Source organism: Enterovibrio coralii (assembly GCF_001559595.1).
Lineage (GTDB): Bacteria > Pseudomonadota > Gammaproteobacteria > Enterobacterales > Vibrionaceae > Enterovibrio > Enterovibrio coralii.
In genome coordinates this window covers 1-21,493 of the sequence record NZ_LNTY01000056.1, presented here as the reverse complement: position 1 = coordinate 21,493, position 21,493 = coordinate 1, and the positions used below count along the sequence as shown (strand labels likewise).

18 protein-coding genes and 3 pseudogenes are annotated in these 21,493 nt (G+C 49.3%); 5 read left to right on the top strand and 16 right to left on the bottom strand.

The window, feature by feature from the left end; translation table 11 throughout:
- Positions 1-2 precede the first annotated feature (2 nt).
- The 6 genes and pseudogenes from lepB to rpoE form a co-directional block, all read right to left on the bottom strand.
- Positions 3-901, bottom strand: a pseudogene (gene lepB / locus ATN88_RS21370) (signal peptidase I).
- Between the two features lie 115 nt (positions 902-1,016).
- Positions 1,017-2,812 (bottom strand): annotated as a pseudogene (gene lepA, locus ATN88_RS21365) (translation elongation factor 4).
- Between the two features lie 76 nt (positions 2,813-2,888).
- Positions 2,889-3,383, bottom strand: a complete 495-nt coding sequence (locus tag ATN88_RS21360; protein ID WP_067419615.1) for a SoxR reducing system RseC family protein — start codon at positions 3,381-3,383, stop codon at positions 2,889-2,891.
- Positions 3,380-4,387, bottom strand: a complete 1,008-nt coding sequence (gene rseB, locus ATN88_RS21355) for a sigma-E factor regulatory protein RseB (protein ID WP_067419614.1) — start codon at positions 4,385-4,387, stop codon at positions 3,380-3,382. The genes ATN88_RS21360 and rseB overlap by 4 nt, the downstream gene beginning before the upstream one ends.
- Complete coding sequence (locus ATN88_RS21350) at positions 4,387-5,013, bottom strand: RseA family anti-sigma factor (RefSeq protein ID WP_067419613.1); 627 nt, start codon at positions 5,011-5,013, stop codon at positions 4,387-4,389. The genes rseB and ATN88_RS21350 overlap by 1 nt, the downstream gene beginning before the upstream one ends.
- Positions 5,014-5,043: 30 nt before the next feature.
- Positions 5,044-5,620: pseudogene (gene rpoE, locus ATN88_RS21345) on the bottom strand (RNA polymerase sigma factor RpoE).
- Between the two features lie 412 nt (positions 5,621-6,032).
- On the opposite strand from rpoE, the gene nadB reads away from it, so the two are divergent.
- Positions 6,033-7,649 (top strand): L-aspartate oxidase, encoded by a 1,617-nt coding sequence (nadB, locus tag ATN88_RS21335; RefSeq protein WP_067419611.1) that lies wholly within the window; start codon positions 6,033-6,035, stop codon positions 7,647-7,649.
- A 67-nt stretch (positions 7,650-7,716) separates the two neighbouring features.
- Here the strand turns inward: nadB and ATN88_RS21330 are convergent, their stop codons facing one another.
- The 3 genes from ATN88_RS21330 to ATN88_RS21325 all read right to left on the bottom strand — a co-directional run bounded on the left by ATN88_RS21330 (position 7,717) and on the right by ATN88_RS21325 (position 10,260).
- Positions 7,717-9,519, bottom strand: coding sequence for a methyl-accepting chemotaxis protein (locus ATN88_RS21330; protein ID WP_067419610.1), 1,803 nt, complete (start codon positions 9,517-9,519; stop codon positions 7,717-7,719).
- A gap of 101 nt (positions 9,520-9,620) precedes the next feature.
- Entirely contained in the window at positions 9,621-9,947 is a 327-nt protein-coding gene (locus ATN88_RS25685; protein WP_232313463.1) for a protein YgfX, read from the bottom strand.
- Between the two features lie 52 nt (positions 9,948-9,999).
- Positions 10,000-10,260 (bottom strand): FAD assembly factor SdhE, encoded by a 261-nt coding sequence (locus tag ATN88_RS21325; RefSeq protein WP_067419609.1) that lies wholly within the window; start codon positions 10,258-10,260, stop codon positions 10,000-10,002.
- A 204-nt stretch (positions 10,261-10,464) separates the two neighbouring features.
- Between ATN88_RS21325 and ygfZ the strand changes: the two genes are divergently transcribed.
- The 4 genes from ygfZ to ATN88_RS21305 all read left to right on the top strand — a co-directional run bounded on the left by ygfZ (position 10,465) and on the right by ATN88_RS21305 (position 13,272).
- On the top strand, positions 10,465-11,442 hold the full coding sequence (ygfZ, locus tag ATN88_RS21320; protein ID WP_067419608.1) for a tRNA-modifying protein YgfZ: 978 nt from the start codon (positions 10,465-10,467) through the stop codon (positions 11,440-11,442).
- Between the two features lie 8 nt (positions 11,443-11,450).
- Positions 11,451-11,936, top strand: a complete 486-nt coding sequence (locus tag ATN88_RS21315) for an aminoacyl-tRNA deacylase (protein ID WP_067419650.1) — start codon at positions 11,451-11,453, stop codon at positions 11,934-11,936.
- 3 nt (positions 11,937-11,939) lie between these two features.
- Positions 11,940-12,875: a LysR family transcriptional regulator gene (locus ATN88_RS21310; RefSeq protein ID WP_067419607.1), complete on the top strand. Its 936-nt coding sequence runs from the start codon at positions 11,940-11,942 to the stop codon at positions 12,873-12,875.
- A gap of 196 nt (positions 12,876-13,071) precedes the next feature.
- On the top strand, positions 13,072-13,272 hold the full coding sequence (locus ATN88_RS21305; RefSeq protein WP_067419606.1) for a DUF1107 domain-containing protein: 201 nt from the start codon (positions 13,072-13,074) through the stop codon (positions 13,270-13,272).
- A gap of 93 nt (positions 13,273-13,365) precedes the next feature.
- On the opposite strand, the gene gcvH is transcribed toward ATN88_RS21305, so the two are convergent.
- From gcvH to ATN88_RS21270, 7 genes are all read right to left on the bottom strand, one after another.
- The gene (gene gcvH, locus ATN88_RS21300) at positions 13,366-13,758 is read right to left on the bottom strand and encodes a glycine cleavage system protein GcvH (protein ID WP_067419605.1); all 393 of its coding nucleotides are present in this window, start codon (positions 13,756-13,758) and stop codon (positions 13,366-13,368) included.
- A gap of 234 nt (positions 13,759-13,992) precedes the next feature.
- Positions 13,993-14,826, bottom strand: coding sequence for a small-conductance mechanosensitive channel MscS (gene mscS, locus ATN88_RS21295; RefSeq protein ID WP_067419604.1), 834 nt, complete (start codon positions 14,824-14,826; stop codon positions 13,993-13,995).
- 239 nt (positions 14,827-15,065) lie between these two features.
- Positions 15,066-15,959, bottom strand: a complete 894-nt coding sequence (mscS, locus tag ATN88_RS21290) for a small-conductance mechanosensitive channel MscS (protein WP_067419603.1) — start codon at positions 15,957-15,959, stop codon at positions 15,066-15,068.
- 177 nt (positions 15,960-16,136) lie between these two features.
- On the bottom strand, positions 16,137-17,213 hold the full coding sequence (gene fbaA, locus ATN88_RS21285; RefSeq protein ID WP_067419602.1) for a class II fructose-bisphosphate aldolase: 1,077 nt from the start codon (positions 17,211-17,213) through the stop codon (positions 16,137-16,139).
- Positions 17,214-17,434: 221 nt separating this feature from the next.
- The gene (locus ATN88_RS21280; protein ID WP_067419601.1) at positions 17,435-18,598 is read right to left on the bottom strand and encodes a phosphoglycerate kinase; all 1,164 of its coding nucleotides are present in this window, start codon (positions 18,596-18,598) and stop codon (positions 17,435-17,437) included.
- Between the two features lie 69 nt (positions 18,599-18,667).
- Positions 18,668-19,696 carry an erythrose-4-phosphate dehydrogenase gene (gene epd, locus ATN88_RS21275; protein WP_067419600.1) on the bottom strand — a complete coding sequence of 343 codons (1,029 nt, stop codon included), beginning with the start codon at positions 19,694-19,696 and terminating at the stop codon, positions 18,668-18,670.
- 265 nt (positions 19,697-19,961) lie between these two features.
- The gene (locus tag ATN88_RS21270) at positions 19,962-21,233 is read right to left on the bottom strand and encodes an NRAMP family divalent metal transporter (RefSeq protein WP_067419599.1); all 1,272 of its coding nucleotides are present in this window, start codon (positions 21,231-21,233) and stop codon (positions 19,962-19,964) included.
- Positions 21,234-21,493: the final 260 nt, after the last annotated feature.

Genomic DNA, 21,493 nt, shown 5'->3' with positions numbered 1-21,493 from the left:
AGTTAATCAATGCCGCCGATGCGGTTGAACCGCACGCCGACAGGTACCCAAGACGGCAAGAAGCTGTCGCCTTGTTCGTCAAATTCGAAACTGATCCAGATACCGACTGCTTTACCCACCAGATTTTCTTCAGGCACGAATCCCCAGAAGCGACTGTCCTTACTGTTGTCACGGTTGTCACCCATCACGAAGTATTCACCTTCAGGAACCACCCACTCACCCAAACCCGGCGTTGGATAGTACTGACCGGTTTGATTTGGAATGTATGGATTCACCAAAATTTCGTGCGGCTCTTTCCCGAGCATTTCTTCAGCTTGGATCAGGTTAACACCACGTTGTGTAAACCTGCTCTGATGAACGTTATCTACCGGCACGAATTCGCAGGTAGATTCGCCTTTCTTCTCAATACAGATACGCTTGTCTTCGGTATAACGCACGGTGTCGCCCGGCAAACCGATAACACGCTTGATAAAGTCAACGCTAGGTTGTGGCGGGTACTTAAACACCACCACGTCACCACGCTCCGGCTCACCGGTTTCAATCAACTGATGGCGGAACACAGGGTCTTTCAAGCCGTAAGCAAACTTCTCTACCAAGATGAAGTCGCCTACCAGCAAGGTCGGCATCATGGAACCAGACGGGATTTGGAACGGCTCATAGATAAACGAGCGCAGAACCAATACCAGGCCGATAACAGGGAACACAGAAGCAGATGTTTCAATCCAACTTGCTGAGGAGCGACTTGCGCCACTTGCTCTTCACTCACTTCTCCGCTTTCTATTTGGAGCACGTCTGCCGCTTTTTGCTGACGACGCGGTGCCCATACAAATTTATCCAGTGCCCAAATGATCCCCGTAAACAGGGTGACCAGCACCAAAATCAGCGAAAAAGTATTAGCCATTGTGTTCCCCTAACCTTCCAAATCCGTTTTTATTTCTAAACCTGACTTCTCATAAGAGAAGTTAGGTATTTATTGCTTTTTTGAAACCTCGATTCAGCGTTATGCGAAACTCAGGTTACTTGTCTTTGCCTACGTGCAGAATCGCCAAGAACGCTTCTTGAGGCAGTTCTACGTTACCGATCTGCTTCATACGTTTCTTACCTTCTTTCTGCTTCTGCAGCAGTTTCTTCTTACGGCTTACGTCACCGCCGTAACACTTCGCGGTTACGTTTTTACGCAGCTGTTTAACCGTAGAACGGGCAATTATGTGGTTACCGATAGCCGCCTGAATCGCGATATCGAACTGTTGACGAGGGATGAATTCTTTCATCTTCTCAACCAGATCACGGCCGCGTGATTGTGCTTGGTCTTTGTGCGTGATGATTGCAAGTGCATCCACGTTGTCGCCATTCAGCAGTACGTCTACACGTACCATGTTTGACGCTTCGTAACGTTGGAAATTGTAATCCAGCGACGCGTAACCACGAGAGGTCGACTTCAGACGGTCGAAGAAGTCCAGTACACTTCTGCCATTGGAATGTCGTACGTCAGTGCAACTTGGTTACCGTGGTAAACCATGTCCACCTGCACGCCACGCTTCTCAACACACAGAGTAATAACGTTACCCAGGTATTCCGCAGGCACCAGAATGTTACAGCGCGCAATTGGCTCACCCATGATGTCGATGTCGTTAACCGCTGGCAGTTTCGCCGGGCTATCAACATACAAGGTGTCACCATTGGTTTTCTTCACTTCGTACACTACGGTTGGTGCCGTGGTGATCAGGTCTAGATCGTATTCACGCTCCAAACGCTCTTGGATGATTTCCATGTGCAGCATGCCAAGGAAACCACAACGGAAGCCAAAGCCCAGTGCTGCTGAGTTCTCTGGTTCATAGAACAGAGACGCATCGTTCAAGCTCAGTTTGCCCAGCGCATCGCGGAAGTTTTCGTAGTCGTCAGATGATACAGGGAACAGACCCGCGTAAACCTGCGGCTTCACTTTCTTAAAGCCTGGCAATGCAGTTTCCGCGCCGTGTTTCGCCAGTGTCAGGGTATCACCTACTGGTGCGCCCAAGATGTCTTTAATACCACAAACAACCCAGCCCACCTCACCGGTGCGCAGCACTTGGGTGTCAGTTTGTTTTGGTGTGAAGATACCTAAGCGATCAACACCCCAAACTTGGCCAGTGCTCATCACTTTGATCTTTTCGCCTTTTTTCAGCTCGCCGTTTTTGATGCGAACCAGAGACACAACGCCCAGATAGTTATCGAACCATGAGTCGATGATCAGTGCTTGTAGCGGCGCATCTGGGTCACCTTCTGGTGCCGGAATGTTTTTAACAATATCTTCCAGAACCAGATCTACGCCCAGACCAGTTTTCGCTGAACAGCGGGTTGCTTCTGTTGCATCGATACCAACGATGTCCTCAATCTCTTCCGCTACGCGGTCAGGATCGGCTGCTGGCAGGTCGATTTTGTTCAGAATTGGCACCACTTCCAGGTCCATTTCAATCGCGGTGTAGCAGTTCGCCAGTGTCTGAGCTTCTACGCCCTGACCCGCGTCCACCACCAGCAAAGCACCCTCACACGCCGCCAGAGAACGCGATACTTCGTAAGAGAAGTCAACGTGTCCTGGGGTGTCGATGAAGTTCAGCTGATAGGTTTCCCCATCTTGCGCTGCATAATTCAGCGTCACACTCTGTGCTTTGATGGTGATACCACGTTCGCGCTCCAGATCCATTGAGTCCAGAACCTGTGCTGCCATTTCACGGTCTGTAAGACCACCACAAACCTGAATCAAGCGGTCTGATAGGGTCGATTTACCGTGGTCAATGTGGGCAATAATCGAAAAGTTACGAATGTGCTTCATAAATGGTGTGACTAACTCGTTAGTGAAAATTTGAAGATCTATAGATCAAGTGGCGGGATTCTACCGAAATTAATGGCTAGTCGCTATCCTCAGTTGCGGCATTTATCACCGCTATGTCAGTCAACGAAGTGCCTAAAACTCGCAATAGTGTCGGCGTCATACCTGCATCGCGTTCCATCTTGCGAGAAACCGAGCGGGCTACAAGCAACCCCACGCCACCGAAGGCCAATGAAGAAAGGATAATCACCCCTTCTCCGGCTGCCAGTAAATTTGCGAGAAACTGGCCGAAAAAAGCCCCGATCATGGCGAAAACCAGCGGCAGCACGTACACCACAGCCGCAGACTTCAATACCGTTTGTTCTTCCAAACCGATCTCAATGATAGAGCCTACCGCGAGCGGTTTGTCAGAGGGCACGCGAATATCGAGCACTTTGCCCGGCAGCGCATTGTTTACGATGCCAGTGCCACAACTGCTTTTGGATGCGCAGCTGCCGCAACTGGTCTTTTGTTGGCAACGGACAAAAACGAAACCTTCGCCATTGCCCGTCACTTCTGCAAGTGCTTTGATCATTGTGTTTCTACACCCGACTCAGCAGGCGTTGTTGGCTCGGCAACCGCCGGAGCTTTAGGTTGTGACACAAAGCGGACAGACTCCGCCACTTTCTTCGCGGTTGCTGGCGGAATGTCGCCCACCACAGTCACCTCGGCATTGCCAACAAGATGGCTATGTAGCGTTCTACGCCCTTTACGTACTACCTGCTCTGGCACAGAGAACTTGTCAGCTTCTGACAAGTAGACCGAAAAACTGAACAGACCATCACTGAACATCTGGCTTTCTACCGGACGCTCGGTGATCAGAAGACGGTGTCGGTTGCGATAAATCGGCTCGAAGCCCGCTGGTAAATCGGTCACTTGCCAGTTTAGCCCAGTGTTCGGCTTATTCGGCAGATGCACGACAGGTGGCAACTCTACTGTCGCCAATTGACGCATCATGTCACCCACTTGCGGAGAGACAACCACCGACAAAGCACGGTATTGCTCAATCGGGTCGCCATCACGCCCCAGCAAATCTGCTCGCACCAGCAGCTTGGTATCTTGGTCAATCCACAGCACGTAGGAATAGCGCTCGCCGTCTTTCGGGGAGACTCTTACCACATCACACGCCACACCGGCTTCACGGGCACGCCCTAGTGGCACGAAATCGTACATGGTTGCGAGGTGGTCAATATTGGTCTGCATTACCGCGGGCAGCGGTGCGACCATTTGATTGCTTTGAATCGTGAATGGATCAATGCCGGGTTCAAAGTAACTGATCTCATCCCCACGACGAATCACTTCGCGCGGCGGACCACTGAGATAGGCAATTTGACCAAAGGATTTTCCATCGACAACCGCGTGTCGAAAACGAAGGGGTTCTATGCTGTTTTTGCGAACCAGTATGTAGGACAGTTCATAATCTAACTGCTCGGTAGCCTGGTGCATATTATGCAGCAATGCCTCGGCGGGGCTATCTTCCGTCGAGGCATTGGCAACCAGGCTGACCAGCGCAATTGCACCGATCAGAAAGGGTTTCATCAATCTTGTACGCTCACTTCAGTGTTTAGCGGATTGCTTTCATCTGCTATTTCATCAGCATTGAGGCGAAGCTGCAACTCGTAGTCTTGGAACATGGCATTCACACGACGACGTTGCTCCATCAATTGCGCCTCTGATGGGCTCGCTTGAAGGGTCTCGCGATTCAAGCTAACAGGCTGCGCAGATCCAGACAGCGGAATAGTTTGAAGAACAGGAGGTTGAGTCTCCGCCAACGTTGGATCCGACTCTAAGCCGCCATTGTACTGTTGAACGCCAACAATCACCGCGAGGGAAACAGCCGCAGCCATACCCACTTGCGTTAATTGTTGTAGCCACATCGGCATCGATTTTCTCGCTGCCGCAGGCGTTGGTTGCGCCTCTCTCATTGGAACAACATCTTGTTGCGGTGCCGCACCATGAGCAGGCTCATCTTCCAGTGCTAAAGCAACGCTTGAAGCGATATCCCAGCTTAGTTCTTTAGGCGCATCACCGCGCATTACATCTCGGGTTGCAGCATAACTTTTCCATGTTTGCTGCGTTTCCAGATCCAGTTGGACCTCGTCGAAAGACGCCGAATCTGTCATGTCACCGTCGAAAAACGCAGAAAGATTCTCTTTTCCAGCCATTTATTTCACCGTTATTAACAGCTAACTCTGTTACTGATTAATCAATGGACGAACACGCTTATCTACCGCTTCCCTGGCTCGGAAAATGCGCGAGCGCACTGTTCCCACCGGGCAGTCCATTACTTCTGCGATCTCTTCATAGCTCAAGCCATCAATTTCTCGCAGCGTAATCGCCGTTTTCAAATCATCAGGCAGTGCTTCGATGGTACTGAACACTACCTCTTTCAACTGTTCTGACAACATAAGGTTCTCAGGGTTCGAAATTTCTTTCAGCGCACTGCCATTCTCATAGTTTTCCGCCTCGTCGGCATCAATATCACTAGAAGGCGGTCGTCGCCCCTGAGCCACTAAATAGTTTTTCGCTGTATTCACTGCAATGCGATACAACCAAGTATAGAAGGCACTCTCGCCTCGAAAGCCGGGTAGAGCGCGGTACGCCTTGATGAAGCTTCTTGCGCCACATCAGGTACGTCACCACTGTTGCTCACATACCGAGAAATCAGGCTACAAACCTTATTCTGATATTTGATGACCAACAGATTGAATGCTTGTTTGTCGCCACTTTGTACGCGCTCTATCAGGCTTGATCAGTTAACTGCTCGCTCATTCGAGCGTTTACTCCTTATTATTGATACCAAAATGTGTCTATTGCTTGACCGAGTCTGAAGGTATTTCGTCAACGCAATGTCAGCATTTGGTATTTCTTTTCGCTCTTCGCCACTGTCTGCCAACTCATCGTTGAGTCGCTAGCCGTTAAGATTGAGCACGATGGTATGAGTGACAAAATAAATGAAAGTTCCCAAATTTGCTGAGAATCGTCTGATGTTCTGATCTCTCTCGCAAAGTCTATCAGATTGTTGGATAACACTTCATCCTCCGTCCTTTTCATCCCTGCGCATCTTTGCACCATTCTCCCTCTCAAACGATTGGTGTACACTGGCGTGATAACTATATCTCGTTGTTTCAAAGAGGTGTGCACATCGATGCATGCCCGCTTTGAGAGAAAGGAATGCGAATCAATGAGTACTCACAAAGAACACATCTGTGATGTTTTGGTCATCGGTAGTGGTGCATCTGGCTTGTCGCTCGCGCTGCATCTGGCTTCCACGCAGAAAGTCATGGTCTTGAGCAAAGGCCCGCGCAATGAAGGGGCAACCTATTATGCGCAAGGCGGCATTGCGGCTGTTTTCGACGAAAATGACTCGATTGAGTCCCACGTTGAAGATACCCAGATTGCTGGTGATGGCCTGTGTGACGAAGATGTGGTGTCTTTCATAGCTGAGAACGCCAAGGAATGCGTTCAGTGGCTGATCGATGGCGGCGTGCCGTTCGACCTTGATGAAGACAGCAACGAGGACGAACCAAAGTTCCACCTGACCCGTGAAGGTGGACATAGCCATCGTCGTATTCTGCATGCAGCCGATGCCACAGGCATGGCGGTGCAAACGTCACTGCAAGACAACGTCATGCAGCATCCAAACATTCGTGTGCTGGAACGCCACAATGCGCTGGACATCATCACCCGTAAGAAAATCGGCATCACAGGTGCCAACCGAGTGCTGGGTGCATATGTGTGGAACCGTGACCGCGAAGCCGTAGAAACCATCCGCGCGAAATTTGTCGTGCTGGCAACGGGCGGTGCATCCAAGGTGTATCAGTACACTTCAAACCCTGATGTGTCATCGGGTGATGGTATCGCCATGGCATGGCGTGCAGGCTGTCGAGTCGCCAATCTTGAATTCAACCAGTTTCACCCGACGTGCCTGTTCCACCCTGAAGCCCGTAACTTCCTGTTGACCGAAGCATTGCGTGGCGAAGGGGCTTACCTGCGTCGCCCTGACGGCACCCGCTTTATGTCTGACTTTGATGAGCGCGCAGAACTGGCACCGCGTGATGTCGTCGCTCGCGCCATCGACTATGAGATGAAGCGCTTGGGCGCAGACTGCATGTATCTCGACATCAGCCACAAAGACCCAGAGTTCGTCATTAAGCACTTCCCGACCATTCATGAAAAGCTCATGACCTATGGTTTTGACATCACCAAGCAGGCTATCCCAATCGTTCCTGCCGCGCACTACACCTGTGGTGGTGTGGTCGTGGACAAAAACGGTCAAACCGACTTGGAAGGTCTCTATGCCATCGGTGAAGTCAGCTACACCGGCCTGCATGGTGCCAACCGTATGGCCTCCAACTCTTTGTTGGAGTGTGTGGTCTATGCTTGGGCAGCTGCGCAGCACATTGGCGATAACGCCGCGAAAGCCGAAGTTCCACCATCATTGCCGCATTGGGATGAAAGCCAGGTGAGCTGCTCGGATGAAGAAGTTGTCCTTCAACATAACTGGCACGAATTGCGTCTGTTTATGTGGGACTACGTGGGCATTGTGCGTTCGACCAAACGCTTGGAGCGCGCCCTTCGCCGTATCGAGCTGTTGAAGCAAGAAACCCACGAGTACTACAGCAACTTCCGCGTATCTAACAACCTGTTGGAAATGCGTAATCTACTGCAAGTCGCGGAATTGATGGTTCGCTGTGCCATGGCCAGAAAAGAAAGCCGTGGCCTGCACTACACCATCGACTACCCAGATAAAATGGAAGAAAGCGGCCCAACGATCTTGGTGCCGGATTTCCCTTGCTGATTGCCATCACGCAGACAAGAAAAAGCCCTCGTTAATGAGGGCTTTTTTTCAGTCATTCAGTGCGTTGTTACGCTTTAAAGGTAGAAATCGCAAATTCCAACTCTTTGCTTTGCTCTGCCACGCGTGCCGCTGCTTTTGCATTTTCACTGGTGGATGACGTGTTCTCGGCGGTAATTTCCTGAATCGAGTGAACATTCAAGTTCACCTCTTTCGCCACCATGCTTTGCTCTTCAATCGCCGCGGCGATTTGGGTGCTCATGTCCATGATTTGCTGCATGTCGTGCATGATGTTATCAAGCTCGTTCGCCGCGTCTTCAACATGGGTTACCGACTCTTCGCTGTCTTGCTGACACGCATTGATGCGATCCACGACTAAGTTAGTCTGCTGTTGCAGTGACGCAATCATGGTAGCAATTTCATCGGTCGACTTGTGGGTGCGTGTCGCCAACGAACGGACTTCATCTGCCACCACGGCAAAACCTCGGCCTTGTTCGCCAGCACGTGCAGCTTCGATCGCGGCGTTCAATGCCAGAAGGTTGGTTTGTTCAGAGATGTCTTTGATCACGTGAACCACGGTACCGATTTGCTCTGACAGGGACACCAGAGATTGAATGTCTCGGTTCGCGTCACCCAAACCTTCAGACAGTGTTGCGATAGCCGCACGCGTGCTTTGTACGGTTGCATGACCTTTACTTGCGCGATCCAAACTGTGTGACGCATTTTCCGCTGCACGCTCGGTGTTCGATGCAATCTCACGGATGGTGGCTTCCATCTCGTTCACTGCCGTTGCCGCCATGTCTGCTTCTGCATGTTGCTTATCCAACGCCACCTCGGCTTGATGACAACGCTCGCTCACTTCCAGTGCTGTGTTGTTTAGCGCAGAACTTGAGGACTTCACGCCTGCAATCAGCACTTGGCAATGCTCAAGGACAGTATTGAAATCGACGGCTACCGTTGAAATTTCATCGTTGCCGGAAGCATCGGCACGAAGGGTCAGATCGCGATCTTCTGCCACCTGCTCCATGGTTTTGGTCAGTGTATTGATACGACGCTGGATAAAGCGGTTCAGCCAAATACTCAGGACAATTAACAGCGCAGAGACAATGGTCAGCAACACGGCCACGACAACAACAACCGTACCCGACGCCTTCTCAAGCTCTTGAGTTAGCTGTACACGCATCGCGTCAAAGTCCGCTTCCACTTGGTGTGATTGCTTGCGAATGTTCCCCAAAAGGCCTGACTTATGATCCAAACCGACTTTTTTGATCAGCACATAGTACTGCTCCACCAAAGCTTTTTGCTTGGTCAGTTCCGCAGAGCTACGGTCGGCAATACGGTTCCAAGTATCAAGGTATTCGGTGTAACGGTTCTCTGTAGTATCAGCAACGAACAAACGAGCAAGCGACACCAAGTACGCTGCGTTTTGGTCAACTGACTGATTGAGCAACCCTTCATTCACGTCGGTGATCTGGCCACGAATGCCTGACTCGCGGTTGAGCCCCAATTCACGATAACCATCAGCAAGCGTCAGGAAACCGGCTTTGTAAGCATCCATTGCCTGAGCAACAGCTCCCAACTGTGGCAGCGTCAAATCGAGAGCTTCAGCGTGTTGGCGTAAAAGGTCGAGCTCTGATTTAAAGTTGGTTCTGTTCTCTTCGAACTTATCAACGTATTTGGCATCAAGACGCGCCAGAAAGTCTTTTTCGTTTCGGCGTAAGTTAAGAAGCCTTACTTCAAGGTCGCTGACCAGAGTTAGCTTTGTCTTGAGATCAATCATGCGCTCAGACGCTTGCCAGCCGATCAGGGAAAATAGGATCAATGAAACTGCCGAAAAGGCAGTTAATAGATAGAGTTTGGTGCGGATATTCATGGCGACTTCCCATAATACATTGAGGGGATTGTCCTGTTATCGGTCGCAGATTTATATTTTTTAGGAATGGTATACAGTAAATTTATAGCGCGTGAGCAAGGTCACTCTTTCAGCTCTAAACATATTCTACTGATATGCCGAAAATCGCTCTTTGAGAAGGCATCGTAGATAAGCGGCAAGCGCGTGCGTCTTCCAGCATGCTCGACATCTAACACAAACCCTATTGGTGAATGAAACAGCACATTACGGATGTGATAATCCGTCCCCTGCCAATGACATTGACCGTCGATATGAAGTGAAAAATCACTGGTACGGTAAGAAAGGTACGAGAGAGTATGACGCCACTCTTTGGCGAGCAGGGCAATAAGAAAGGCTTTGATGTCTAAAGGCAACATGCCAGTGGAGAGCAAAATGATTGCCACCGACATGTAGCCAAATACCACACTTCGTAACAGAAATGTGGAAGGAGAAAAGCGGGTATTAACGTAGTTTGCTGCGGTTGTGTGCGACAATTTTATCCGTCATCGCCGCCAACTCAGGTTTCTCGCTGCGGCTATGTCCCATCATCCATGTGAAAAGATCCGGGTCATCACACTCAAGCAGTGCCACAAAATCCTGCTTTTCCGACTCGGTCAGGGTGTCAAAACACTCTTCAAAAAACGGCATAATAATGACGTCAAGTTCCAGCATGCCGCGACGGCAGGCCCACTTGATTCGCGCTTTATCTTCTGCGCCTAGCATGATTACCTCTGAAAAACGTCATAAAAACTGGCTCAAATAGTATCAGTGGGTTGGCGGCCTTGCTATCGCTGCTTCCTTGAATCTTGTAAGCCTGTGATCTGACCCCATATCAAAGGCATATTGCTGACTTTGTGACGCCTACGCATTAACATACATACCCAAGTAACTCTGGGTATAGCCACTGACTTTTAAGCGAGAGACACCATGACTAACTGGTATTCAACGCACGACTTCTCCCGACTCCCACTTTCTTCGGACAGTGCTCTGCCAGCACTGTCGGTGATCGCGCTGGATAACCTTGCGCTTATCACAGCGGTAGGTGCAGACACTATCAGCTACCTACAAGGCCAGTTAACCTGTGACTTGGTTTCGCTGGATAAAACCCAATCGACGCTGGCTGCACACTGCGATGCCAAAGGTAAGGTTTGGTCTGCGATGCGCCTTTTCCATCACAATGATGGCATTGCCTATGTACAGCCTGCATCTATTGCTGAAAAGCAGCTGGCTGAAATCAAAAAGTACGCGGTATTTTCTAAAATCGCGTTTGAACTGAGCGAGCAAGTGCTGATTGGCGTGGCTGGCGAGAAAGCAGATAACGCCGTGCAATCTCGCTTTATCGGTGAAGGCAAAGTCCGCGCGACACAAACTGGTACTGCTGTTCAAATCGAAGACAACCGTTGGTTGCTGGCGATTAACGCAGAAGAAGCGGACACCCTCATTTCTGAACTGGGTGATCGTTGTGTATTGAGCGACAGCAGCCTTTGGGATTTGCACGAGCTTCGCGCCGCGATTCCTGCTGTTGAACTGGTGAACACCAACGAATTCATTCCACAATCGTTGAACCTGCAAGCACTTGATGGCATCAGCTTCAAGAAAGGCTGTTACACCGGCCAAGAAACTGTCGCGCGTGCAAAGTATCGTGGCATCAACAAGCGTGCGGCGTATTTGCTGGAAGGCGAAGCGACTGAAACACCAAAAGCCGGCGATGTGTTCGACCGTAGTGTGGGCGAAAACTGGCGTACTGGCGGTACGGTTTTGAGCGGCTACCGTTTTGATGATGGTAAGGCACTGGCGTTGGTCGTGCTGCCAAATAACCTTGATGATGACAGTCAATTCCGTCTGCCAGAGACTGAGGTGTTGTGGCACAAAGTGGCATTGCCTTACAGCTTGGAAGAAGCGTGAGTCTCAAGATGAGTGAGATCGATACACCGATTCTTTCTATCCTGAGAGACGCCAACATCCCTCACCGCATTTTGCCGCACCAACGTGCGGCAACCTCTGTGTTGGATGCCGCAGAGCAACGTGGCGTCAATCCCGATCAAATGGTCAAATCCATGCTGCTTCGCGACATGGGCGGCGTCTTGGCCTTGGCGTGTCTGCCGGGCACTGCGTCGGTCGATCCGCGCAAAGTACGCGATATTTTGGGCTGTCGCCGCATGACCTGCGCAGACAGCGGCCATGTTCAAAGCATCACAGGCTACTCGCCGGGCATGGTGACTCCGCTTTCAGTCATGGGTTTTATGCCGATTATCATCGACCCGTCGCTCGAGCAATACGAGTTTGTGAACATCAGCAGCGGTTCGCCGATGGCGGGCGTGGAACTGAAATTCAGCGACCTTGTTGCGCTGTGCTCGCCGACGGTTGCAGATATTCGCCGAGAAGCGAAAGAGGACTGAGCAATGAAACGGGTCAACTGGCGCAGTGTCGATTTAAACCTGCTTGTGGCATTTTCCGCGCTGATGGAAACACGCAGCGTTACCCGAGCCGCAGAAAAGCTGTCCATCGGCCAGTCAGCGATGAGTCACAATCTGTCTCGCCTTCGCACCTTGTTGGATGACCCACTGTTTCATCGTCAGGGCAATGAAATGTTGCCCACTTCTCGCGCCTTCGAGCTAGAGCCCATCATTAATCAGCTTCTCGAAACCATTGCGCTTGATGTGTTGACGCCAGTGCAATTTGACCCGCAGCAATACCATGGACCGGTTCGTATTGGATTGACCGATTACGCAGAATTGGTGTTTGCACCAGTGCTCTTTGATGTCTTTCGCGAACAGGCTCCCAATTGCCAGCTCAGTTGTCGCCCTGTCGACCGAGCAAGTTATAAAGAAGCACTAAAAGCTGACCATGTGGATGTGGTGCTGGGTGCTGTTGAAACAGAAGACCCGCTGTTTCAGATGGAAGATCTCTACACCGAGCAACACGTGTGTTTGTTTGACCCCACGTCAACAGGACTCACGACACCGCTTACGCTGGACGACTACACCACTACCCCGCATGCTTTAGTCACAGTAGACGGGCAGCTCAGCAGCCCCGTCGATGCCACCTTGAAAGCCCTCAACTGTGACCGCCAAGTGGTCATGGGTTCGCAGCGCTTTTTAACAGTCAGGCACCTTCTGTCAGGTCGTAACCTCGTCTGCACAGTGGCCGAGCTCATGGCAAAGCTCGACATGTTCAAAGACACCCTTGAGATTAGCCCGACACCGGTCGATGTCAGCAGCTTTGTGATCCGCCAGATTTGGCACAAGAAAAACGCCGCAAGCGCGAAAAACACTTGGATTCGCCAAACCATTCACCAAACCGTCATTCAACAAGTGCAAGATTTACGTGCTAGATAGCCCACTAGCCCACGAATTATCTGGAATGTGACAACCGCCTTATTCATCGACTTGCATAGGTGAAATTTAGGTTAACTGTCTTGCGTGTCACATTGTAGTCATACCCTCGTCGTTATAATGCCGCCCGCCAGAATCACAGATTTTCTGTCTGAGATTAGGGAAGTTGGCTATATAAAAAATGATAAAGGAATGACAAATGCGGATGTTTAATCGATATGTCCCAACCATGATTGCAAAGCACGTATACCGCTTATTTACGGGTCGTCTTTACATTCACGGCAGAGGAGATTTCGAATTTCATCAGGGATTGGTGCAGGCTCAATCCAACGCGGATATTCAGCATTACCAAACGGTAAAGGAAATCAATGCTGAGATCCGTCGCTTGAAAGAGCTTTGATTTGCGTAAGCAACTTAGAACACTTCGCTTGATCAAAAACACCGCGTGAAGACGCGGTGTTTTTTTATATTCAGCATTGTTACTGCTTTCGGTTTACTCTTCTTCGTCCAAGGTGTCTTGGTATGCCTCAGAATCCAGCAGTTCATCCAGCTCAGAATCATCGCTGATACGAATTTGGAACAGCCAGCCATCACCATAAGGGTCAGAGTTAACAAACTCAGGAGAGCCTTCCAGATCTTCATTAATCGCCACGATTTCGCCTGTTAGTGGCGTGTAGATATCTGACGCAGCTTTTACTGATTCTGCAACCGCGCAGTCGTCACCTGCATCTACTGTGTCACCCACCTCTGGCAAGTCCACAAACACCATGTCGCCAAGCATGGCTTGTGCATGGTCTGAAATCCCAATGGTGTAAACACCATTACCTTCCGGTCTTACCCACTCATGGGAGGATGTAAACTTCAGCTCAGATGGGATGTTGCTCATAAGTCAGGTTCCTTCTAAAAAACATGCTGCAGACGGTCAGTGATTATTAATAGCTCACATTTCTAGATAGGCAAATTAGGAAAGCCTTAAGCACTACGCAAGAAAAATCCGCGTCCGAAAATCAATAGTTTTAACTCGATCAAGCCTTTGCGCTAACACCTTTATTTACCGAAAAATTGGCAACAAAAAACGCCAGCTCGAATCACGAAACTGGCGTTTTGCTAGCAAGCGAGATTAACCTTCGCTTTTTTGCATATGCACATCCATTTGTGGGAACGGGATCTCAATGCCTTCTTTATCCAGCTCTTCTTTGATTGCTTGTAGCAAGTCGAAATACACACCCCAGTAATCAGATGTGCGTACCCAAGGGCGGACCACCAAGTTCACTGATGAGTCAGCCAGCTCTACCACACCAATGGTTGGCTCTGGCGTTGACAGCAAGCGCGACTCCTCCGACAGCACACGTGCCAGCACTTCTTTAGTCTTATGCAAGTCTGCGCTGTAAGACACGCCAATTACGTAATCGATACGACGCGTATCGTGCTTGGAATAGTTAGTAATTGGGTTTGAAATGATTGCGCCATTTGGCACGACGACCATTTTGTTATCAGGCGTGGTCAGTACCGTAGAGAAGATTTGGATCGAATCCACTGAGCCTGATACACCGCCCGCTTCCACGTAATCACCTGATTTGAACGGACGGAAAGTGACAATCAGCACGCCCGCAGCAAAGTTAGACAGCGAACCTTGCAGAGCCAAACCGACGGCCAAGCCAGCCGCACCAATCACTGCAACGACGGAGGCGGTTTGAACACCGAGACGACCCAAGGCTGCAATGATAACAATGACGAACAGCAGGTAACGAACGAAGGTATGCACAAAGCTAACAACAGCGTCATCAAGCTGCTTTTTGCGCATCATGCCAGCAATGCCATTCGCAATCGCTTTGACGACCCAGTTACCAATAATGAGGATGAGAATGGCAGCGATGATATTCACTGCATACTGAAGCAGGAGATCCTGATTTCCATTGAACCAGTTCATGGCTTCATTTGTTGCATTTTCCATTGCGATTTCCTTGATGTTGTAATGGCTTTACATTGACCTATCCGAGATCCGACTGCAGAGCATCTCAAGTACCTGACTCTTCTACTCGGATATTAAACCAGAGCAGAGTTTACAGTTTATGCATCGAAATCCAGTGTCTCAAATGTAGAACAAGAAAGCGGTTCCATCCTTCTTTAATGCCTGAAAGCACGCATAAAAAAACCCTGCCATTTGGCAGGGTTTCATCAAAACTGTGACCGTTACGCAACCTGTTTAGGTTCGTGGTTCACTTGTTCTTGCGCGATTGCGCGGTAATGTACATCCATTTGTGGGAATGGAATTTCAATACCTTCTTTATCCAGCTCTTCTTTGATTGCTTGCATCAGATCAAAGTACGCACCCCAGTAGTCTTCTGTTTTCACCCATGGACGCACCACGAAGTTAACAGACGAATCCATCAGCGCATGAACGCCAACGGTTGGCTCTGGGTCTTTCAGCACGCGAGCATCCGCTTTCACAACACGCGTCAGCACGTCTTTGGTCTTCTGAAGATCGGCCTTGTAAGACACACCAATGATGAAATCGATACGACGGGTTTCATGGCGCGAGTAGTTGGTGATTGGGCTAGAAATCACGGTGCCGTTTGGTACGACAACCATTTTGTTGTCTGGTGTGGTCAGAACGGTAGAGAAGATCTGGATTGAAGCGACAGAGCCTGCAACGCCGCCCACTTCTACATAGTCACCCGATTTGAATGGACGGAAAGTCACAATCAGCACGCCTGCGGCGAAGTTTGACAGTGAACCTTGCAGGGCCAGACCAATCGCCAGACCTGCCGCACCGATTACCGCGACGATAGAAGCCGTTTCAACACCCAGGCGACCCAGTGCTGCAATCAGTACGATTGCAAACATCACGTAACGCGCCATGTTCTCGATGAAATCGACAACAGTCTGGTCTAGGTTACGCTTCTTCAGTACTGCACCTACTGAGCCAGCAACTTTTTTCACGATCCAGTTACCAATCACAAGGATCAGAAGGGCTGTTAAGATGTTCACAGCGTACTGAATCATCAGTTCTTGGTTTGAAGCCAGCCAATGCATCGCTTCGTTCGCTGTTTGCTCAACAGCATTCACTGCATTTTGCTCAGTCATTATTTTCTCTCACTTTAAAAAACTAAACCAATAGCTGTCCGCCTCAGTCGCATGCGGCTAAGGAAAATCAAGGTTTAGGAACTTCTCAATATGGCGGAAAATTCAGCCATAAAAAAACCCGCTAAATTTAGCGGGTTTTGAATTCTTTTGTAATTAAATTTTTCAGTAAAACTTAAATTACAGTACGTCGATCGCGTTCAGGTCAGCAAATGCTTTCTCAAGGCGAGTAACCATAGAAGCTTGACCAGCACGCAGCCATACGCGTGGATCGTAGTACTTCTTGTTAGGCGCAGATTCGCCAGTTGGGTTACCGATTTGACCTTGCAGGAAGTCACGGTTTTCAGCTTCGTAAGTACGGATACCGTCCCACGTTGCCCACTGAGTATCAGTATCGATGTTCATTTTGATAACACCGTAGCCGATAGACTCTTGGATTTCTGCTTCAGAAGAACCAGAACCACCGTGGAATACGAAGTTCAGTGCGTTAGGAGCGATACCGAATTTCTCTGCACAGTAAGCTTGAGAGTCACGCAGGATAGTTGGAGTCAGTACAACGTTACCCGCTTGGTAAACACCGTGTACGTTACCGAAAGAAGCTGCGATAGTGAAACGTGGGCTGATTGCGCTCAGTTTCTCGTATGCGTATGCAACGTCTTCTGGAGAAGTGTACAGCTCAGACGCGTCCATGTGAGAGTTGTCTACGCCGTCTTCTTCACCACCAGTACAACCCAGTTCGATTTCCAGAGTCATGCCCATCTTTTCCATGCGAGCCAGGTACTCAGCACAGATTTCGATGTTTTCTTCCAGAGATTCTTCTGACAGGTCGATCATGTGAGAAGAGAACAGTGGTTTGCCAGTTTCTGCGAAGTGCGCTTCACCAGCAGCCAGCAGACCGTCGATCCATGGCAGCAGTTTCTTAGCAGCGTGGTCAGTGTGCAGGATAACTGGAACACCGTAAGATTCAGCAACAGCGTGAACGTATTTAGCACCTGCAACTGCGCCAAGGATTTGTGCACCTTGACCTTCCAGCTTAACGCCTTTACCAACGAAGAAGCCTGCGCCACCGTTAGAGAACTGAATAACTACTGGTGCTTTAACTTTCGCTGCAGCTTCCAGAACACCGTTGATTGAGTCAGTGTTTACTACGTTTACCGCTGGAAGAGCGAACTTGTTCTCTTTAGCAATTTCAAACACTTTCTGTACGTCGTCACCAGAGATAACGCCAGGCTTTACAAAATCAAAAATCTTAGACATAACAATAGTCCTATTTACTCTGTTGTCTTTGAAGAAATTAGTACCGAGCTGGCTCTATCCTGGCCAACTCAGCTAAATCGGCAAACGTTTGCGATCAGCGCTGCGCATTGTACCCAAACGTGATTCCAAACACATTAATTTTTGTCTTTGGAAATGCATCTTAGCCATAAAAACATGGAGTTAGACGCATAAAAAACGGGGGCAATAACCCCCGTCTCTCATTACGCTTTCGCGCGAGTTTCCAGCATTTCAACCGCTGGCAGAACTTTACCTTCAACAAACTCAAGGAAAGCACCGCCGCCAGTAGAAATGTAAGACACGTCAGCTTTGATACCGAACTTGTCGATTGCAGCCAGGGTGTCACCACCGCCCGCTACAGAGAAACCTGCAGATTCAGCGATTGCTTTAGAGATACCAGCAGTACCCGCTTCGAAGTTTTTGAATTCGAATACGCCAACTGGGCCGTTCCACAGAATGGTCTTCGCGTTGCCGATGATTTCAGCCAGTGCAGCAGTAGATTCTGGACCCAGGTCGAAGATCATGTCGTCGTCTTGAACTTCAGAAACGTGCTTGATTTCAGCTTCTGCGTTCTCGTCGAATGCTTTCGCACATGCAACGTCAGTAGCAACTGGGATAGAACACTCTTTCATCAGCTTCTGAGCAGTTTCGATCAGGTCTGCTTCGTACAGAGATTTACCCACGTTGTGGCCTTCTGCTGCGATGAAGGTGTTTGCGATACCACCGCCAACAACCAGTTGGTCAGCGATTTTAGACAGAGACTCAAGAACAGTCAGTTTGGTAGAAACTTTAGAACCACCAACGATAGCAACCAATGGACGCTCTGGGTTGTCCATTGCTTTGCCCAGTGCTTCAAGCTCAGCCGCCAGCAGAGGACCCGCACATGCGATTGGCGCGAATACACCTACACCGTAAGTAGATGCTTGTGCACGGTGAGCAGTACCGAACGCGTCCATTACGAATACGTCACACAGTGCAGCGTATTTCTTAGACAGCTCGTCTTCGTTTTTCTTCTCGCCTTTGTTGAAGCGAACGTTTTCCAGAACAACCAGCTCACCCGCGTTCAGCTCAAGGCCGTCAACGTAGTCTTTTGCCAGTTTAACGTCACAATCCAGTGCGTCGTTCAGGTAGTTAACAACAGGTTGCAGAGAGAATTCTTCCGCGTATTCGCCTTCAGTAGGACGGCCCAGGTGAGAAGTCACCATTACTTTCGCACCTGCTTCCAGGCAGTGTTTGATAGTTGGCAGAGACGCTAGAATACGCGCGTCAGAAGTCACTTTACCGTCTTTTACTGGTACGTTCAGATCGGCACGGATAAATACGCGTTTGCCAGCCAGATCCAGATCGGTCATTTTGATTACAGACATTTTCGTCCTCTCTCTAAGTTGCAAAAATTAAAAATTTGCTGCGCTTTCTTTACTGCAGAAAGCCGTGGCTCAAGCCTTCGAGCCACCAGTAACAGTTGCCATGGCCAATGCCGTATCTAACATACGGTTGGCAAAACCCCACTCGTTATCACACCATACCAACATCTTGATTAAGTTATGATTACTAACCCGAGTTTGAGAACCATCAACGATGGCACTGTGAGGGTCATGGTTGAAATCTATCGAGACAAGTGGTGCCTCGGTATAGTCGACAATGCCGCTTAATGTACACCGAGCAGCTTCCTCGAGTGATTGATTTACGTCATTAACTTTCACTTTTGTGTTAACTGTGACACTCAAATCCATTGCTGTGACGTTAATCGTTGGCACTCTAACCGAAATAGCTTCAAATTTGTCAGAAAATTTCGGAAAGATTCTTCCAATTCCCAAGTGCAACTTGGTATCGACAGGAATGATAGATTGGCTTGCTGCACGCGTACGACGAAGGTCCGGGTGATAAGCATCAATCACTTGCTGATCATTCATTGAAGAGTGGATGGTGGTGATGGTGCCTGACTCAATGCCAAACTGCTCATCCAGTACCTTGATGACAGGAACAATACAGTTGGTGGTGCATGAGCCGTTAGAAACGATGCGGTCAGAGGGTTTCAGGGAGTCTTCATTCACACCAAAGATAATGGTGTTATCCAAGTCGTTGCCACCCGGATGGGAGAACAAGACTTTCTTCGCGCCAGCATCAATATGCGCGAGGCCGTGTTCGCGGGTACCAAACACACCGGTACAGTCGAGCACGATATCAATGTCTAAATCCCGCCAAGGCAGCAGATTCAGATCACTTAGGTGAAGAATGCGGATATTGTCGTCGCCAACAAACAGGTACTCCTGACTGTTAGTGACTTTTTTGAAGAAACGGCCATGGCTGGAATCGTATTGCAGAAGGTGCGCCATTGCATCGGGCTCAGCAAGCTCGTTTACCGCAACGACTTCGATTTGATCTCGTTTACCACTTTCGTACAGTGCTCGCAGTACACTGCGACCGATTCGGCCAAATCCATTAATTGCAACGCGTAGTGCCATGTTCCCTGACGTTCTTGAGTTGTTAATGATATGCGGGCACAGTCTATCTCAAGCACGTGAATTTCGCACGCACAATGTGACTGGTCTCTCATACGTCATACTGAATAACCGCAGACAAAGCCTCTGATTTTCCTTTTAAAAATTCTCAAATCATTTCAAAGAGAAAATATAAAATAGCGAGCTAGGCTCGCTATTCTCAATTTCACAGTTCTTCCTACTGATCAGCAGGTTAACTGCTTGGTGCCTTTTCGTCAGCTAACTCGTCTTACATCAACCACTTCCACCAGATGAAAAGAGCCAAAAAGCCGAAAAGGTAAATCAACCCCAAAATAGAAAGCCACTTCATTGGCGTAGAGAGCGACAGCTCTTTTGGTAGATCGGCTTTGGTTACCAATACGTAGTTCAGCAAAGCAAACACTGGTGTGGTGACAAATGCCATTACCATGGCGAAGTCCAACATAGGGATAAGTGCTTTACCCCAGAATATGATGATTGCCATTGCCGCAACGGAAACAGCAAAAATCCACAGTTGCAGCACACGAGGATGTTGGGTTTCTTGTTTTAACAACAAACGCTGAGATTCCGCCACCACGCGAGAGTAGCCATCAATCACAGTGATCGTACTGCCGAAAATACAGAAGAAGGCAATCACGGCAATAAGGTAGCGTGACCATTCACCGATGGTTGACGCATACAGGCTAACTAGCTGATGGGAGAAACCAACACCTGATTGGGCAAACTCAACGCCCGTACCATGAAGGACCAACGCCCCCAACGCTAGAAAGACAATCGCCAAAATTGCAGTACCTATGTAACCCACGTTGAAGTCAAACAGCGCAGAACGTGGAGTGACTTCTTGCTGACGCTTTTGGCTTTTCAACCACATGGACGTAATGCTCGACACTTCAATCGGCGCAGGCATCCAACCCATCGTCACAACCAAAAAGCCGATCGCCGCGAGCGTCCAAGGCGATGGAGAAATGGCAATTTCTTTCACCGGAGCTGGGCTTGCAAAAGCAATCACAACAGCAGCGACCGTTGCCACCGTCAGCACGGCCATGATCACTTTCGATAGGACATCTAATGCCTTGTAGTGTCCGGCAAACAAAATCCCCAAGCACACCACGATAACGACAGCAGATAGCACGACTGGCGATAGCGTGAAAGGAATGAAGTAACCAAGTAGGCTAGCACTGAACAACAGCAAAGCTGCAATGTTAACTACGGCTGAGAAGAGACACAGCAGGGCAAACACCCAAAGGTAAGGACGACCGAGCTTGGCATAGCCTTCTACTAGGCTTTCGCCTGTCCCTAATGTGTACTGAATGCCGGCTTTAAAGAAGGGATATTTAAACACGTTAACCAGCAGGATGAGCCCTGCCAGCTGCCAGCCGTAGATAGCACCTGCTTGTGTGGATGCCACAAGGTGAGAGCCCCCTACTGCTGCCGCTGCCATCATGATTCCCGGCCCCATTGACCGGACTAATTGGCGAAAGCTTTGCGCACCGCCTTGTGCATTGGAAAGGGTATTTTCCATTTTCTATCCTTGTAATCGTTATGTTGTGTTTGGGCTTCTTATGTGTCTCTTTTAAGTGATTTATCATTGTCAAGACACATACTAAATATCACAAAAAAGTTCAGCGTCAACATAAAGTTACAGGTCTGGATATAAAAAAACCCGCAGAGGACTTCTGCGGGTTTCTGGTGAAGAAACGAGCGAATTACGCTAGCAGTTCTTTCGCAGTCTCAACCACGTTTTCAGTGGTGAAGCCGAACATCTTGAACAGTTGGTCAGCC